12 protein-coding genes, 1 tRNA gene and 2 pseudogenes are annotated in these 15,222 nt (G+C 66.0%); 8 read left to right on the top strand and 7 right to left on the bottom strand.

Translation table 11 applies throughout. The annotated features are described in order from the left end of the window. The 6 genes and pseudogenes from JSE7799_RS10890 to JSE7799_RS10865 all read right to left on the bottom strand — a co-directional run. Positions 1 to 1,008: pseudogene (locus JSE7799_RS10890) on the bottom strand (IS1380 family transposase); the annotation flags it as partial. A 107-nt stretch (positions 1,009 to 1,115) separates the two neighbouring features. Next, positions 1,116 to 2,075 (bottom strand): annotated as a pseudogene (locus tag JSE7799_RS10885) (BMP family protein). 155 nt (positions 2,076 to 2,230) lie between these two features. Beyond that, positions 2,231 to 3,100, bottom strand: coding sequence for a DMT family transporter (locus JSE7799_RS10880; RefSeq protein WP_055663625.1), 870 nt, complete (start codon positions 3,098 to 3,100; stop codon positions 2,231 to 2,233). Between the two features lie 161 nt (positions 3,101 to 3,261). Further along, positions 3,262 to 3,552, bottom strand: a complete 291-nt coding sequence (locus JSE7799_RS10875) for an HU family DNA-binding protein (RefSeq protein WP_055663624.1) — start codon at positions 3,550 to 3,552, stop codon at positions 3,262 to 3,264. Positions 3,553 to 3,670: 118 nt separating this feature from the next. After that, positions 3,671 to 5,155 carry an AMP nucleosidase gene (locus JSE7799_RS10870; RefSeq protein WP_055663623.1) on the bottom strand — a complete coding sequence of 495 codons (1,485 nt, stop codon included), beginning with the start codon at positions 5,153 to 5,155 and terminating at the stop codon, positions 3,671 to 3,673. Beyond that, positions 5,152 to 6,948 carry an adenine deaminase gene (locus JSE7799_RS10865; RefSeq protein ID WP_055663622.1) on the bottom strand — a complete coding sequence of 599 codons (1,797 nt, stop codon included), beginning with the start codon at positions 6,946 to 6,948 and terminating at the stop codon, positions 5,152 to 5,154. Before JSE7799_RS10865 ends, JSE7799_RS10870 begins: the two co-directional genes overlap by 4 nt. Positions 6,949 to 7,071: 123 nt before the next feature. Between JSE7799_RS10865 and JSE7799_RS10860 the strand changes: the two genes are divergently transcribed. Next, a complete protein-coding gene (locus JSE7799_RS10860) occupies positions 7,072 to 8,034 on the top strand; it encodes a DNA topoisomerase IB (protein WP_055663621.1) in 963 nt (320 codons plus the stop codon). On the opposite strand, the gene JSE7799_RS10855 is transcribed toward JSE7799_RS10860, so the two are convergent. Then, entirely contained in the window at positions 8,026 to 9,183 is a 1,158-nt protein-coding gene (locus JSE7799_RS10855; protein ID WP_055663632.1) for a HupE/UreJ family protein, read from the bottom strand. The two genes, JSE7799_RS10860 and JSE7799_RS10855, sit on opposite strands and share 9 nt — an antisense overlap. A gap of 1 nt (position 9,184) precedes the next feature. On the opposite strand from JSE7799_RS10855, the gene JSE7799_RS10850 reads away from it, so the two are divergent. The 7 genes from JSE7799_RS10850 to JSE7799_RS10820 all read left to right on the top strand — a co-directional run bounded on the left by JSE7799_RS10850 (position 9,185) and on the right by JSE7799_RS10820 (position 15,198). Next, positions 9,185 to 9,994 (top strand): DUF4198 domain-containing protein, encoded by an 810-nt coding sequence (locus tag JSE7799_RS10850; protein WP_055663620.1) that lies wholly within the window; start codon positions 9,185 to 9,187, stop codon positions 9,992 to 9,994. A 27-nt stretch (positions 9,995 to 10,021) separates the two neighbouring features. Further along, positions 10,022 to 10,627 (top strand): 3-isopropylmalate dehydratase small subunit, encoded by a 606-nt coding sequence (gene leuD, locus JSE7799_RS10845; RefSeq protein ID WP_055663619.1) that lies wholly within the window; start codon positions 10,022 to 10,024, stop codon positions 10,625 to 10,627. A 284-nt stretch (positions 10,628 to 10,911) separates the two neighbouring features. Continuing rightward, entirely contained in the window at positions 10,912 to 11,730 is an 819-nt protein-coding gene (locus JSE7799_RS10840) for a hypothetical protein (RefSeq protein ID WP_245624865.1), read from the top strand. 98 nt (positions 11,731 to 11,828) lie between these two features. Then, positions 11,829 to 12,710: an endonuclease/exonuclease/phosphatase family protein gene (locus tag JSE7799_RS10835; RefSeq protein WP_055663617.1), complete on the top strand. Its 882-nt coding sequence runs from the start codon at positions 11,829 to 11,831 to the stop codon at positions 12,708 to 12,710. A gap of 64 nt (positions 12,711 to 12,774) precedes the next feature. Then, complete coding sequence (leuB, locus tag JSE7799_RS10830; protein WP_055663616.1) at positions 12,775 to 13,878, top strand: 3-isopropylmalate dehydrogenase; 1,104 nt, start codon at positions 12,775 to 12,777, stop codon at positions 13,876 to 13,878. Between the two features lie 166 nt (positions 13,879 to 14,044). Continuing rightward, positions 14,045 to 15,025: a DMT family transporter gene (locus JSE7799_RS10825; RefSeq protein ID WP_055663615.1), complete on the top strand. Its 981-nt coding sequence runs from the start codon at positions 14,045 to 14,047 to the stop codon at positions 15,023 to 15,025. A gap of 96 nt (positions 15,026 to 15,121) precedes the next feature. Next, a tRNA-Pro gene (locus tag JSE7799_RS10820) sits at positions 15,122 to 15,198 on the top strand. Positions 15,199 to 15,222: the final 24 nt, after the last annotated feature.

Below are 15,222 nucleotides of genomic sequence, written 5' to 3'. Positions count from 1 at the left end.
AGAGCTTCTCGTAAAGGTGCTTACCGCGACCGCCCTCGAGGTTGGTGACGATGTAGCGGGTGTCCCGACCCATGGGACCAACCTCGACGCGGGCGATGACGCGGCGGGGTTTCGACCACGACCGAGCCGCGTAGGAGAAGGTTTTGAACCGGCGCAGCTTCTGGCCCGGCGTTCGGGCGTAGCGCGCCGCCGTCGACGCTTCCAGAGCCGAGATGTTCTGCGCCAGACGGCCGTTCTTTGACAAACAAAGATATAGCGCAGCCCGAGCCCGTCACACAGGTCCAGAACCTGCGGGGTGCAGTAGTGGCTGTCGGCTCGCAGCAGGATTTCTGTCTCGGGCCAATGCCTGGCGATCTGCCGGATCAACCGGCGGATGTGGGCCGCGCTCTCGGCCCCATTGGGGCGGCGGGCCGGGCGCAGCAGTGTCCCGACGAGCCGGCCCTCACCGTCAAACACGACGATCGGCTGGAAGCCGAACTCGTCGTAGAACGCATTGAACAGGCGCAGCTGCTGGTGGCCATGCACCGCGTCAAAGGTATCGTCGATGTCGAGCACGATCCGGCTTGGCGCGCGCGCAAAGGACTGACAGTAGAACCGGACCATCTCGTGGCCCATGCGGATAAGGGCGCGGGCGTCGGGCAGGTTTTCCATGCGAAAGATCGTTGGCTGCGAACACAAGGCTGGCTCCGTTTCCGGCCCGCGCTCCAGCGCGATCCTGAAGCTGGGAACGTACCGCAGGGCTGCCGCGTCGTTGCCGTCTTCATACCCCGCCGCGATCATCATGATCCGGAACCGAATGATGTCGCTCAGGCTATGCTGAACTTTCGCCGGGTCACGCGGATCGTGCAGGCAATCTGCGAGCCGCTGCGCCAGACCCGCCCTGCGCTCGATCTCGCGCAGCAGGGTCAGTCCGGCGTCGGAGCTCATGTCGGCGCCGTCAAACCCGAGCAGGATCGGCTTGCCATTGAGGGGTGACAGGCGGGGCGTGAAGCACGTAGATTGAGCCATGGCGGAGGTCGTCCTGCTGAAATCTGAATCTTTGGCGTCGATAACCAAAAAATACAGAGTTTCAGACGGTTACGCCACCTCCGCCGCCTTCTCGTGAATTATCCGGGTTAGGACGATTTCGGCTCGCTGTCGTCGACCTCGACGGAATATTCGCCCGCACGGATCGCCTCCTCCCGCGTGCGAAGAAGCTCCATCGCATCCTCGGGGACGCGGCCCTCGAACGTGCCCAGCGGCGCGAGGCTGGAGCCACCGCGATCCATGAAACTGTACCGGCCGTAATCGGCGGCGGTGAATTCTCCCGCGCGCACGGCTTCGACGGCCGCCTCGAGCGTCGGCTCGAAGTGCCAGATGGCGGAGGTCACGACGGTTTCGGGATAATCCGCCTGTGTGTCGATGACGTTGCCGATGGCCAGAACGTCTCGCTCCTGCGCGGCGTCCGAGACGCCGAAGCGTTCCGCATAGAGCATATCCGCCCCGTTCTCGATCATCGCGAAAGCCGTCTCCTTGGCCTTGGGCGGATCGAACCAGGGGCCGATGAAGGAGACCTGAAACCGCACATCATGCCGCATCTCGCGGACGCCGGCCATGAAGGCGTTCATCAGGCGGTTGACCTCGGGGATCGGCAAGCCGCCGACCATGCCGATATTGCCGGTCTCGGTCATCGCGCCGGCGACGATCCCCGACAGGTGGGTGGCGTCCTGGATGTAGCAGTCGAAAACCGGGAAGTTTTCGAGCGCGGGATCCTCCCTGAAGGACGACCCCATCAGGAATGCCGTTTGAGGATAATCGGCGGCGACCTCGCGCGCCTCCCGCTCGGCGCCGAAGACCTCACCCACGATCAGGTCGTAGCCCTGCTCGGCATATTCGCGCATCACACGGGGGTAGTCGGTGTTGGCCACATTCTCGGTGAAGGCGTACTCGATCTCGCCGCGCTCCTCCGCTGCCTGCGCGGCGAGATGGATCCGACCGACCCATTGTTACTCCACAGGAAAGGTGTAGATGCCGGCGACGTGGACCGGCTCCGCGTCCTGCTGCGCCTGCGCCGGCAGGCCGACCACGAGCGTCAGCGCGACGGCAAGCCGCAGAAGGCTGCGTCGGGTGAGGGGGGAATAGGCATGGCGCGGCCTCCGGTTGGTGTGCCGGTGGAGCGCCCGCCGGTGGCGCGGAACAATCAAGCATGCGTGGCCGGCGCCGGGTCGCGGGTCTGTGCGCCGCCCGACGTTCAGGCGCGTTTCAGGCGCGAAAGCTGCACGGCAAGAATGCCGAGGGTCACCACGATCACCCCCACGAGATCCAGCGGCCCCAGCCGTTCCCCCAGCAGCGCCCAAGCGATGAGGACGCCGAAGAACGGGTTCAGGAAATGAAACGTGGCCGCGGGCGTCGCACCGATCCGGCCGACCAGCAGGAACCAGATCCATGTCGCGGTAAGGCCGGGGATCACGGTCGTGTAAGCAAAGGCCGCGATCAGCGGCGGCGACCACGTCACCTGCCACGTCTCGAGCGCCAGCCCCACCGGCAGGAGCGCGGCCGATCCGACGAGCATCTGCAGCCCGACCACCATCAGGAGGTTTCCGCCACTCGCCGCGCTGCGCACCGACAGGGTCGCGACCGTGAGCGCGAGCACACCCCCGAGGCACAGCGCGACGCCCAGCGTGTCGGCGCCGCCCTGCACCCGCGATCCCATGATGAGAAGGACGCCCGCCGTGCCCGCCACGAGCCCGATCACCCCCAGCACCTTCGTGCGTTCCGAGAACAGGACCCAATTCGCCAGCGCGACCGTCAACGGCAGGCAGGACGCGATGATCGCCGCGAGCGAGGCCTCGATCCACTGCATCGCCACGAAGTTGAGCCCCAGATAGAGCGCGTTCTGGCACAGCCCGAACACCAGGACTGCCCGCCACTGGCCCCGCGTCAGCCGCATCCGCTGTCCGATCGCATAGGCAATGGCGATCCCGAGCAATCCCGAGATCGCGAAGCGCAAAGAGAGCGATAGGATCGGCGGCGCCTCCGACACGATGATCCGCGCCGAGGTGAAGGCCGAGGACCACATCAGCGCAAAGGTCAGGCCATAGAAGACGGCGCGGGCATCCATATGCGCTCTCCGGAAGGTCTCATGCGCCGGCCTCGGGGACCCGGGGCAGGCATCAGCGGGATGATTGGGGTCAGCGGGCCGCCGTTAGCGCGGCCAGCCCCCGCGGCCACGAAAAAGGGCCGCCCGCGGCGGCCCCGTCCCGTTGGATAAGTCGGGCGGTCTCAGGTGTTGACCGAATCCTTGAGCGCCTTGGCGATCGTCATCTTGACCACCTTGTCGGCGTCCTTCTTGAATTGCTCGCCGGTGGCGGGGTTGCGCACCATCCGCTCCGGCCGCTCGCGGCACATGATCTTGCCGACGCCGGGCAGGGTCACGGCGCCGCCGTTCGACACTTCCTCGGTGATGACATCCGTGAGCGCATCGAGTGCCGCGGAGGCGGTCTTCTTGTCCGCATCCATCTTGTCCGCGAGAGCAGCGACGAGCTGCGTCTTCGTCATCGGTTTGGTAGCCATCTAGGGGTCTCCCTGGTTGCCCGGTTTGTTTGCATTCGTTCCAGACCTTAGCCCGACGCCGCGAGACGTCACAAGATTTCGTGATCGCCAAAGATGGCGTTTTCCGGGGAAATCCACCTCAAAGGAACGCTGTTTCCTCGAAGGACCGCAATTTCCGGCTGTGCAGACGCTCCAGCGGCATTTCCCGGAGCGTCTCCATCGCCCGGATCCCGATGAGCAGATGCCGGCTGACCTGCGTGCGGTAGAAATCCGACGCCATGCCCGGCAGCTTCAGCTCGCCGTGCAGCGGCTTGTCGGAGACGCATAGAAGCGTGCCGTAAGGGACCCGGAAGCGGAACCCGTTGGCGGCGATCGTCGCGCTTTCCATGTCGAGCGCGATGGCGCGGGACTGGCTAAGCCGCTGGACGGGACCGGCCTGTTCGCGCAGCTCCCAGTTGCGGTTGTCGATCGTCGCCACGGTGCCGGTGCGCATGATGCGCTTGAGCTCGTAGCCATCGAGGGCGGTGACATCGGCCACCGCCTGTTGCAGGCTGACCTGCACCTCCGCCAGCGCGGGGATCGGCACCCAGATCGGCAGGTCGTCGTCGAGCACGTGATCTTCGCGCAGATAGGCGTGGGCGAGGACGAAATCGCCCAGAGACTGCGAATTGCGCAAGCCCGCGCAATGCCCGACCATCAGCCAGACATGCGGGCGCAGCACGGCGATATGATCGGTCGCGGTCTTCGCGTTCGACGGGCCAACCCCGATATTGACCAGCGTGATCCCGCCGCCGCCCGGCCGGGTCAGGTGATAGGTCGGCATCTGCGGCATCTTGGGCGGCTCGACGATCGGCGCGTCGGGATCTTCGGGCGTGACCCGCTGGTTCATCGGGCCCACCAGTTCGGCATAACCCGTCGTCCCGTCGCGCAGCGCCTCGCGGCCATAAGCGACGAACTCATCCACGTAGAACTGGTAGTTCGTGAACAGGACGTGGTTCTGAAAATCGTCCGGCGATGTCGCGGTATAATGCGCAAGCCGCGCCAGGGAGTAATCGACCCGCTGCGCGGTGAAGGGTGCGAGGGACCGGGACCCGTCCTCGAAGGTGAAGCCCACGCCGTTGACGATATCGTCGTTCGTCGTCTCCAGATCCGGCACGTCGAACACGTCGCGCATCAGAAACGGCAGCACCCCGTCATGCGGCACGGCCACATCGGCATCGTTGAGCATCGCGAAATGGATCGGGATCGGCGTGCGCGACCAGCCGACGCTGACGGGAACATCGTGCGATTTCAGGAGCAGGTCGATCTGCTGCGTCAGGTAATTGCCGAACAGGTCCGGCTGCGTGATCGTCGCGGCATAGCGCCCCGGTTCGGCCACGTGCCCGAAGCTGAGGCGGCTGTCGGTGCGGGCGAAGCTTGTCGTGACGATGCGGATCTCGGGGTAATAGGCGCGATGCCGGCAATCCGGCATCCCGTTCGCCACCGCATCGGTGAAGGCGCCCCGCAGATAATCGGTCGCCTTGTGGTAAAGCCGCGCCAGTTCGGCCACAGCCTCCGCCCCGTCGGTGAAGGGTCGGTGCGGCACGTCTTCGGGCGTGCAGATCGGCGTCGTATGATCGGTCATGTGGCCTCGATGAGGTCGGTGAGGGTAAAGTCGCGCACATCCACCAGCCCGAGATCGCTGATCCGCAGTTCGGGGATCACGACGAGGGCAAGCAGGGAGTGCTGCATGTAGGCGTTGTTGAGCGTGCAGCCCGCGTCCCGCATCGCCGCCATCAGATCCTGCGCCCGCGCGGCGATTTCGGCGGCCGGGCGGTCGGACATCAGGCCCGCGATCGGCAATTCCACGAGGGCGCGCTCGGCTCCGTCGGCCCAGAACGTCACGCCGCCGCCGACCTCCGCCAGCCTGTTCGCGGCAAGTGCCATGTCGGCGCGCGAGGTTCCCACGACGATCATGTGGTGGCTGTCATGCGCCACGGTCGAGGCCATCGCCATCCGGCCGCGATAGCCGAAGCCCGAGACGAAGGCATTGGTGACGCCGCCCGTGCCGCGATGCCGTTCGACCAGCGCGATGTGACAAGTGTCGCCCTCGGGCTCCACAAGGCCATCCCGCACCGGCAGGTCACGGCTCAGGGCCTTGGTCGGGGCCTGGTTCTCGACCACGCCGATGACGCGGGCCCGGACGTTCTGCGCACCTTCGGGGGCGGCGACCTCGAACCGGTCGGCCGTCAGGTCACCGGCCAGCTTGACCGTCAGGCGCGCCGGCGCGGGCCAGTCCAGATGCGGACACTCCACGACCATCGCGCCATCCTTGGCGACCGTCCGCCCGAGCGCCAAAACGCGTTCCACCGGAAGCGTCCGCAGGTCGGAGGTCAGGATCAGGTCCGCCCGCCGGCCCGGGGCGATGGAGCCGAGTTCCCGCTCCAGCCCGAAATGCGCCGCCGTGGTGATCGTGCACATCTGCAGCGCCACGAGCGGATCGCAGCCGCATTCGACCGCATGACGATAAACCCGGTTCATGTGCCCGTCATCGACCAGCGTCGCCGCCATGCAATCGTCCGTGCACAGGATGAAGCCGCGCGGGTCGAGGCCCCGTTCGGTGATCGCGGTGATCTGCGCCTTCACGTCGTACCATGCGGAGCCGAGCCGCATCATCGCGCGCATTCCCTGACGAACCCGCGCCACCGCATCCGCCTCGCAGGTACCCTCATGGTCGTCGGCAGGCCCGCCCGCGGCATAGCCGTGAAAGGCGGGGCCGAGGTCGGGGGAGGCGTAATGCCCGCCGATCGTCGCGCCCGCCCGGACCGTGGCCGCCATTTCGGCCAGCATCTTCGGGTCGCCCGCAATGACGCCGGGAAAGTTCATCATCTCGCCCAGCCCCACGATGCCGGGCCAGGTCATCGCCTCGGCGACCTCGTCGGGCCCGATCTCGTGACCCGTCGTCTCGAGACCGGGCGCCGATGGCGCACAGGATGGCATCTGCATGAACATCGAACAGGGCAGGCCCCGCGCCTCATCATGCATCAGGCGCACGCCGGGCAGGCCCAGGACGTTCGCGATCTCGTGCGGGTCGGCGAACATCGTGGTGGTTCCGTGCGGGATGACGGCCGCGGCGAATTCCGCCGGCGTCAGCATCCCCGATTCCACGTGCATGTGCGCGTCGCAGAGACCGGGGATCACGTAGCGACCATCCGCCTCGATCACCTCGGTATCCGGTCCGATGCAATGCGACGCATCCGGCCCGACATAGGCGAAGCGGCCTTGGATGATGGCGATTTGCCAGTCGAGCACCTCGCGCGTCTGCACCAGAACGACACGACCGCCGCGAATGACGGTTTCGGCGGGCTGGCGACCGGTTGCGACGGCAATCAGGTCGGGGGCCACATCGGGCCAGGAGGGGAGGGTCTCGGGCGTCATGACGAAAGGTGTCATGTGCGGACGGCGAGGGCAACAGGCCCCGCGCGCCTCGCGCCCTTCGGCGGAACCGGCACGACGGCGGGCATTTCAGAAACCGGACGGGACCGTATCGCGTTCGGTGCGATGAAGCGTCCGCATCTCATCTACTATCCTGACGACCGGCCGGGGATCACGCGCCACAAGGCGGGGCGCGGCTGGTCCTATCGCGCCGCCGATGGCACGACGATCGGCGACGCGGAGGAGCGGGCGCGGATCGACGCGCTCGCCGTCCCGCCCGCCTATGAGCGCGTCTGGATCAGCCCGGAGCCGCGCGGCCACCTGCAGGCGACGGGGTACGACGCCCGGGCGCGCAAGCAATATCGCTACCACCCCGATTGGTCCGAATGGCGTGCGATGCAGAAATTCGCGGAGCTGCCCGAGTTCGGGGCGCATCTGCCGCGTCTTCGGCGGCGGATCGCCGAGGCCCTGCGCGGGGAGGCCGGAGACCGGGATTTCGCGATGGCCGCCGTCCTGCGCCTGATCGACCGCGTGTCGATCCGTGTGGGCACCGAGGAATATCGCGCCGAAAACGGCACCGAGGGGGCCACGACGCTGCGCACGGGCAACCTGAAGCTGGAGGACGACCGGATCCGGCTCGACTGGCGGGCCAAGGGCGGCAAGCGGATCCGGCGGCAATTGTCGGACCGGACGCTGATGCGCGCGCTCCACGATCTCGCCGACCTGCCCGGCGCGCCGATCTTCGAATGGGTCGAGGACGGAGAACGTCATACCGCCCATGCCGATCAGGTCAACGACTGGCTGCGCGAGGCCACGGGACTCGATCATGCGACGGCCAAGACCTTCCGGACCTGGAACGGGTCGGTCACGGCGCTGGAGGCGGCGCTTCGCGCGGGGCCCGGCGTCACGATCAAGGCAATGTCCGAGGCGGCGGCGGCCGCGCTGCACAACACGCCGACCATTGCACGCAACTCCTACATACACCCCGACGTGATCGCGCTTGCCGAGGAGTGGCGCGCGCCCCCGATTTCCGACCGCCCGCAGGGATTGCGGCAGGGGGAGCGCGCGCTTCTGGGTCTGTTAGGCTAGATAGGGAATATCGCCGGCCCAGCCGATGCGGTTCAGCACCCAGTAGCTTGCGATCGCCGCGATCACGAGAGAGCCGGGAATGGCCACCGCGCGCCGGTACCAGGGTTTCGATCCGAAGGGCAGGCCGAGCAGAAGGAAGGCCGCGGCGATTACCGTAAGCTGCCCGATCTCGACGCCCACGTTGAACGAGATCAGCGAGGCGATGAAATACTGCCCCAGCCCGAATTCCGACAGGACCGACGCGAAGCCCAGCCCGTGCAGCAGACCGAACCCGAACACGACCGCAATCCGGCCCCAGCCGATGTCGCGCCGCCCCCCGGACCAGATGTTCTCGACCCCCACCCAGACGATGGACGCGGCGATCAGCGCCTCGACGATCCACATCGTCGGCTGCACGATGCCCAGCGTCGCAAGGGCCAGCGTCGCGGTATGGGCCACCGTGAAGGCCGAGACCTGCCACAGGAGCGGCCGCCATGCGAGCGAGTAGAAGAACAGGCCCAGCACGAAGAGAATGTGGTCGAGGCCCTTGGGGATGATGTGATCGAAACCCGAGACAACATAGGTGACGATCACGTCGCCGAGATTTTGCTCGGCCACGCCCGTGCGCGGCATCGGATCGGTCACCGCGCCGGAGGTCAGAAAGGCGTTGTAGCCCTGCGCGTCGTCCCCCTGCCGCACGATCAGGCCGCCCAGTTCCGCATCCCAACCGAAGGTGACGGGCGAGCCGTCATCAGGCAGGGGCGCCGTCAGCAGAAGGGTCGAGTCGCGGCGGATTTCGGTATCCCCCACCTCCGGGATCGTCACATCGACCAGAACCGGCGTTACCCGCGTGTCACCCGCGCGCAGGGTGATGCGCTCCGCGATTTCGGGCCAACGCTCCGCCAGTTCGGCCGCGAGCGTCTCGGGGGGCAGCGCGCGAAGCGCGTCCACACGGTCAGACAGGGGCGAATCGTTGGTGTCCTCGATCCCCTCCAGATCGACGCCCGCGAGGATCGGTTCGATCGCCGTCGTCAGCGTGATGGTGACGGTATCCTCCGACAATTCCACGTCGGAAATCGCCGGCTGCACCTCGTGCGCGGCAACGGAAAGCGGGGCCATTGACAGGAGCGCGACGAGCGCCACCCTGACGAGGATTCGAAGGAGAGACATCATGAAGGCCTTGTTCTCGGTTGTGCTGACCGCAATGTGCATCACCGGCGGTGCCGTTCAAGCGCACGAATTCTGGATCGAGGCGGAGGACTACACGGTCGATCCCGGAGCGACGGTCACCGCATCCTTTCGCAACGGCGAGGAATTGTCGGGTGCCGCGCTGAGCTACATTCCCGGCCGCTCGTCGCGGTTTGACATGGTGGTCGACGGTGTGATGAGGCCCGTGCCCGCCCGGATCGGCGACAACCCGGCCTTCGCGGTACCCGATCTTCCGGAAGGGTTGCTCATCGTGATCCACGAGACGACGGACCGGTTTGTGACCTATCAGGAATGGGAAAAATGGGTCAGCTTCACCGAGCACAAGGACATCGCCGCCGGCCAGACCGAGCATGTTGCGCGCGGCCTGCCTCAGGAAGGCTTCCGGGAAAGCTATCGCCGCTTCGCCAAGGCGCTGATCGCGGTGGGCGAGGGGGCCGGTGAGGATCGCGCCTTCGGCCTTCGCACCGAATTCGTGGCCGAGGCGAATCCCTATACCGATGATCTTTCCGACGGTCTGCCGGTGCGTATCCTGCTCGACGGCGCGCCCAAGGCCGGCGCGCAGATCGAGTTGTTCGATAAGGATGCCGATGGCGGCGTGACGGTCACGCTGCACCGGGCCGATGCCGAAGGGCGCGCCGTGCTGCCGGTGCGGGCGGGGCATGAATACCTTCTCGATTCGGTGACCCTCCTGCCGCTGGAGCCCGAGGCGTCCGACGATCCGGTATGGAGGACGCTATGGGCCGCGTTGACCTTCGCCGTGCCCGAGGCGTAAGCCATCCGGACCAGAGCGGAGGACATCATGGACAAGTTCGAAACAATCACCGGCGTCGCAGCGCCGCTGCCGCTGATCAACATCGACACCGACATGATCATCCCCAAGCAGTTCCTGAAGACGATCAAGCGGTCGGGCCTTGGCGTGAACCTGTTCGACGAGATGCGCTACGACGACGACGGCAAGGAGCGGCCCGACTTCGTCCTGAACCAGCCGGCCTACCGGCAGGCGGAGATATTGGTAACGGGCGACAATTTCGGCTGCGGCTCTTCGCGGGAGCATGCGCCTTGGGCGCTTCTGGATTTCGGCATCCGGGTCGTCATCGCGCCGAGCTTCGCCGACATCTTCTACAACAACTGCTTCAAGAACGGCATCCTGCCGATCGCGCTGCCGCAGGATCAGGTCGATGCGCTGATGGACGATGCGCGCAACGGCGAGAACGCGCGGATCACGGTGGACCTCGAAAACCAGACGGTCAGCGCGACCGATGGCACGACCTACACCTTCGACGTGGACGCCTTCCGGAAGCACTGCCTGCTCAACGGTTTGGACGATATCGGCCTGACGATGGAGAAGGCGCCGGCAATCGACGCCTTCGAGACGCGGCTGACGCAGGAACGCCCTTGGGTGTAATGCCGCGACGTTAAGGTCTCACTACAAGTTACTGATATAAATAGCCCTTTCGAGGGCTATTTTGGTTCCTGCGGCTTTGATGGCACACAAATCCGCATATGCCTTTTCGTTCACGGTCAGTCGCTTGCAGGCCGAAGTTAAACAAGGCAAGGTGATGGCAAGAATGAGGCAGTCGCTCCAACGAGGGCGGAAAAAAGACAAACGTCCCGCCCGCCACAAGATGCGGCAAGGGACCGTCCGGCAAGGAATGGCAGGCAGTGATTTCGCAGCTCCCAGGTGCGTCCGTGCGCGCGGCGCTTGTGGTGGCGATGGTTCTGACACCGTCGCTGCTGCTCCCGGAGGCAGATCCGCAGATTACCGACGCCATTGTCCTGATGGCCCTGTTCGCCGCCCTGTTCGTCTTCATCGAGTACGGCTCGGCCTATCCCAGTCTCGTGGAATTCCGCGGCGCCCCTCCGATCAATCGCGTGCGCTTCGGCGTGATGTTCGCGACGCTGATGCTGATCGCCATCGCGCTGGATGCCGGGCGCAGCGATGCGCTGCTGTCGCGGCTTCTTCTCGCTGTCGGGGTGCTGCTGGGGCATGCGACCGATTTTCCACTGAGCCCCGTGCGCCTGATGATGTGGCTGCTTCCTGAAGGCACGACATTCGCCCAAGCGCAGCAGTTCCGCGCAGCGGCCGGTCTGGCGTATCTCGTCAGTCTCGTCGGCCTGACCCTCTTCGCGATCTTGATCCGCCTTCGCGGCTGGCCCTCCGCGAGCGGTAGCTTCAACGTCTGGATCAATCTGCCGACCTTCGATCCGACGGCCGGCTCGGACGTGGTCCGACAGCTCAATCGGGACGGCGCGGTTAACATCTCGTTAGGATTGCTGCTGCCATATCTGACCCCGCCACTGGCCCTGTTTGTGGGACGGAACTACGAGGTTTCCGTACTGGACAGCCCGCTGATGCTGACATGGACGATGACGCTATGGGCCTTCCTTCCCGCTTCCCTGTTCCTGCGCGGCATCGCGATGCGGCGGCTCGCGCTGATGATCTCGCAGAAGCGGCGCCGACTGACCTTGGTGGACGGTGCCGCCGACCCGGCCTTCCTGCCTGCCTGATCCTCCTCGCGGCGTGGTTCTGCGCCTTACCCGCCACGGCGGATGCCGTTCGGGTCGCCACCTACGATTCCGGGCTGGGCCGCAAGGGGCCGGGCGTCATGATCCACCATTTGCGGTCCGGGCGCGATGATCAGGCGGAGGCCGCCCTGGCGGTCATTGCGGCGGCCGAGGCGGACGTGATCCTGCTTCTGGATGTCGATTGGGATCTCGACGGTGTCGGCCTTGCCGCGCTGGCCGCACGTCTGGAGGAGATGGGGCAAAGCTATCCGTACCGCATCGCCCTGCGGCCCAATTCGGGCACGCCGTCAGGGTTCGACCTCGACGGAAACGGGACGGATCATGAGGCGCGAGATGCCTTGGGATACGGCTGGTTTACCGGAGATAGCGGTCTGGCCCTGCTGTCTCGCCTGCCGATCGGTGATGTCCGCGATCTGAGTGCGACGCTTTGGGCGGACAGACCCGATGCGGCGAACCTTATGCCCGAAGGCGCGCATGCGGTCGTGCCTCTCGCCACGACGGCGCAGTGGGTCGTGCCGATCCGCATGGGCGAGACGGAGATTACGCTGGTCACGATGGCCGCGGGCACTCCGGTCTTTGACGGGCCGGAGGATCGCAACGGCCTTCGCAACCGTGAGGAACTCGCATTCGTTGCCGAACTCGTGGCGGACGCGGCGGCACCGCTGGTGCTTGGCCGGGCAAATCTGGATCCGGAGCGGGGCGAGGGGCACCTTGAGGCGATCCGCGCGCTTCTCGAACATCCCAAGCTGCGCGATCCCCGGCCGGAACGGCCCGGCGGGGGGCTGGAAACGGTCGCGTGGAACGGGCCAGGTCATATGCGGGTGGATTATGTCCTGCCGCCGCGGATTGCGCAGGTCGCGGGGTCAGGCGTGATTTGGCCTGAAGATGGCAGTGCGCTGGCGCAAGCCGTGGCCGAGGCCGGATCGGGGCGCCTCGTCTGGGTGGATCTGAGCGTTCCTTGACGCGTCGAATCCGGCGGCTTAACCCAACGGCGACCCCTGACGAGAAACCGCGAAAGGCCGCACCATGGCGAACCCCTCCCTTCTTATCCTGCCGGGCGACGGCATCGGCCCCGAGGTCATGGCGCAGGTGGAGCGGGTCATCGACTGGTTCGCGGCGAACCGCGATCTCGCCTTCGACGTATCGACCGATCTGGCGGGCGGCTGTGCCTACGACGCGCATGGCACACCTCTGACCGATGCGACCATGGCTAAGGCGCAGGAAGTGGATGCGGTCCTTCTTGGTGCCGTGGGCGGCCCGCAATACGACGATCTCGATTTCTCGCTCAAGCCCGAGCGCGCACTCCTGCGTCTGCGCAAGGAGATGGACCTCTTCGCCAACCTGCGCCCGGCGCAGTGCTTCGACGCATTGGCCGATTTCTCGTCGCTCAAGCGCGAACTGGTCGCCGGCCTCGACATGATGATCGTGCGCGAGCTGACCTCCGGTGTCTATTTCGGCGAGCCGCGCGGTGTCACGCACGAAGGCAACGAGCGTGTCGGCGTCAACACCCACCGTTATACCGAAAGCGAAATCGCCCGCGTCGCGCGCGCCGCCTTCGAACTGGCGCGGAAGCGGTCGAACCGCGTCTGCTCCATGGAAAAGCGCAACGTGATGGAGGCGGGGATCCTCTGGCGCGATGTGGTTCAGGAAATCCATGACGCCGAATATCCGGATGTGGAGCTGTCCCACATGCTCGCCGATGCCGGCGGCATGCAGATCGTCCGCGCGCCCAAGCAGTTCGACGTGATCCTGACCGACAACCTCTTCGGCGACATGCTGTCGGACGTGGCGGCGATGCTGACGGGATCGCTCGGCATGCTGCCTTCCGCGTCGCTCGGGCTGCCGATGGCGAATGGACGGCCCAAGGCGCTCTATGAGCCGGTGCACGGCTCCGCCCCCGACATTGCCGGCCAGGACAAGGCCAACCCGATCGCCTGCATTCTGAGTTTCGCGATGGCGCTGCGCTACTCGTTCGACGAGGGCGCGAATGCGGACCTTCTGGAAAATGCGGTGCAGAAGGTCTTGGCCGACGGTGTGCGCACCGGTGATCTGATGGGGCCCGAAGGCGGCACGCCCGTCGGCACCGTGGGCATGGGCGACGCGATCTTGGCGGCCCTCGACGCGGCCTGACACGCCATCCGGAACGGGGCGGGGGCGGAGTCCAAGGGATTTCAGCCGCCGCACCGTCGCCCACGGACTTTCGCAAGACGTCATCTCTCGCTAGGTCAGGGACGAACCCGCCATGATGCGGCCGTCCGTCCGGCGATCCGGATAGGCCGTTCGACCCGAGGCCCCCATGCCCGACCGCGACACACCTCTGCCCGGCATCCTGACCGCGCTCGGCGCTTTCGCGCTTTTTGCGGCGCATGACGTGGTGATCAAGACGCTGGGCGTCGATTACGCGGTCTTCCAGATCGTGTTTTTCAGCGTCCTGTCCACGTTCCCGTTCGTGACCTTCATGCTGCTGCGCGACGCGGAGGTCGGCACGCTGATCCCGCGCCATCCGTGGTGGAGCGCGTTGCGAACCCTATCGGCCGTCATCACCGGCTTTACGGCCTTCTACGCCTTCTCGTCGCTGCCTCTGGCGCAGGTCTATGCGATCCTCTTTGCAGCGCCGCTCGTGATCACGATCCTGTCGATCCCCATTCTGGGCGAGAAGGTCGGGATTCATCGCGGGGCCGCCGTCATCGTGGGTCTCGTGGGCGTGATGATCGTCCTGCGGCCCGGCACCACGCATCTCGCCCTCGGCCATGCGGCCGCGCTGGCGGCGGCGGTGTTCGGGGCGCTGACATCGGTGATCGTGCGCAAGATCGGCCGGGAGGAGCGGGCCGCCGTCCTGATGCTCTACCCGATGATGGCCAATTTCCTCGTGATGGGGATCCTCATGCCGTTCGTGTACCGGCCGATGCCGTTGCCCGATCTGGGGCTTTGGCTGCTGATGGCTGCGCTGGCCTTTCTGGGCGGCCTCGGCATGATCCAGGCCTATCGCCGCGCGGATGCCGTCCTTGTGGCGCCGATGCAGTACAGCCAGATCATCTGGGCTGCGATCTACGGCTGGTTGTTCTTCGGAGAGAGTGTCGATGGCGCGACGGCGCTCGGAGCGGCGGTCATCATCGCCTCCGGGCTCTACATCGTGCTGCGCGAGGGGCGCGGGGGCCGATCGACGAACACGCCCGTCCTGCGAACGCGGTCGCGGCCGGAAACAGGGACTGCATTCCGGATCGGACGGATGCTGTCTGAGGAAGAGCGGTCGGTCCAGGTCCGGCCGAACAGGTAACAGACAATTCTTCGCTCGGGCGCTCGACGATCCGCCGCCGCCGCGCATTCGCCCTTGCCTCATTCGAAGCCTGTCGATATGTGCCGCTCATCCGGTCGGGCAGTGGCGCAGCCTGGTAGCGCACCTGCTTCGGGAGCAGGGGGTCGGAGGTTCGAATCCTCTCTGCCCGACCAGTTTTTGAAATCCTGTTTCACAGC

The sequence above is a fragment of the Jannaschia seosinensis genome, from assembly GCF_001408515.1.
GTDB classification, from domain to species: Bacteria; Pseudomonadota; Alphaproteobacteria; order Rhodobacterales; family Rhodobacteraceae; genus Jannaschia; species Jannaschia seosinensis.
The sequence above is the reverse complement of the archived record's forward strand: the minus strand, read 5'-3'. Positions and strand labels throughout refer to the sequence as shown.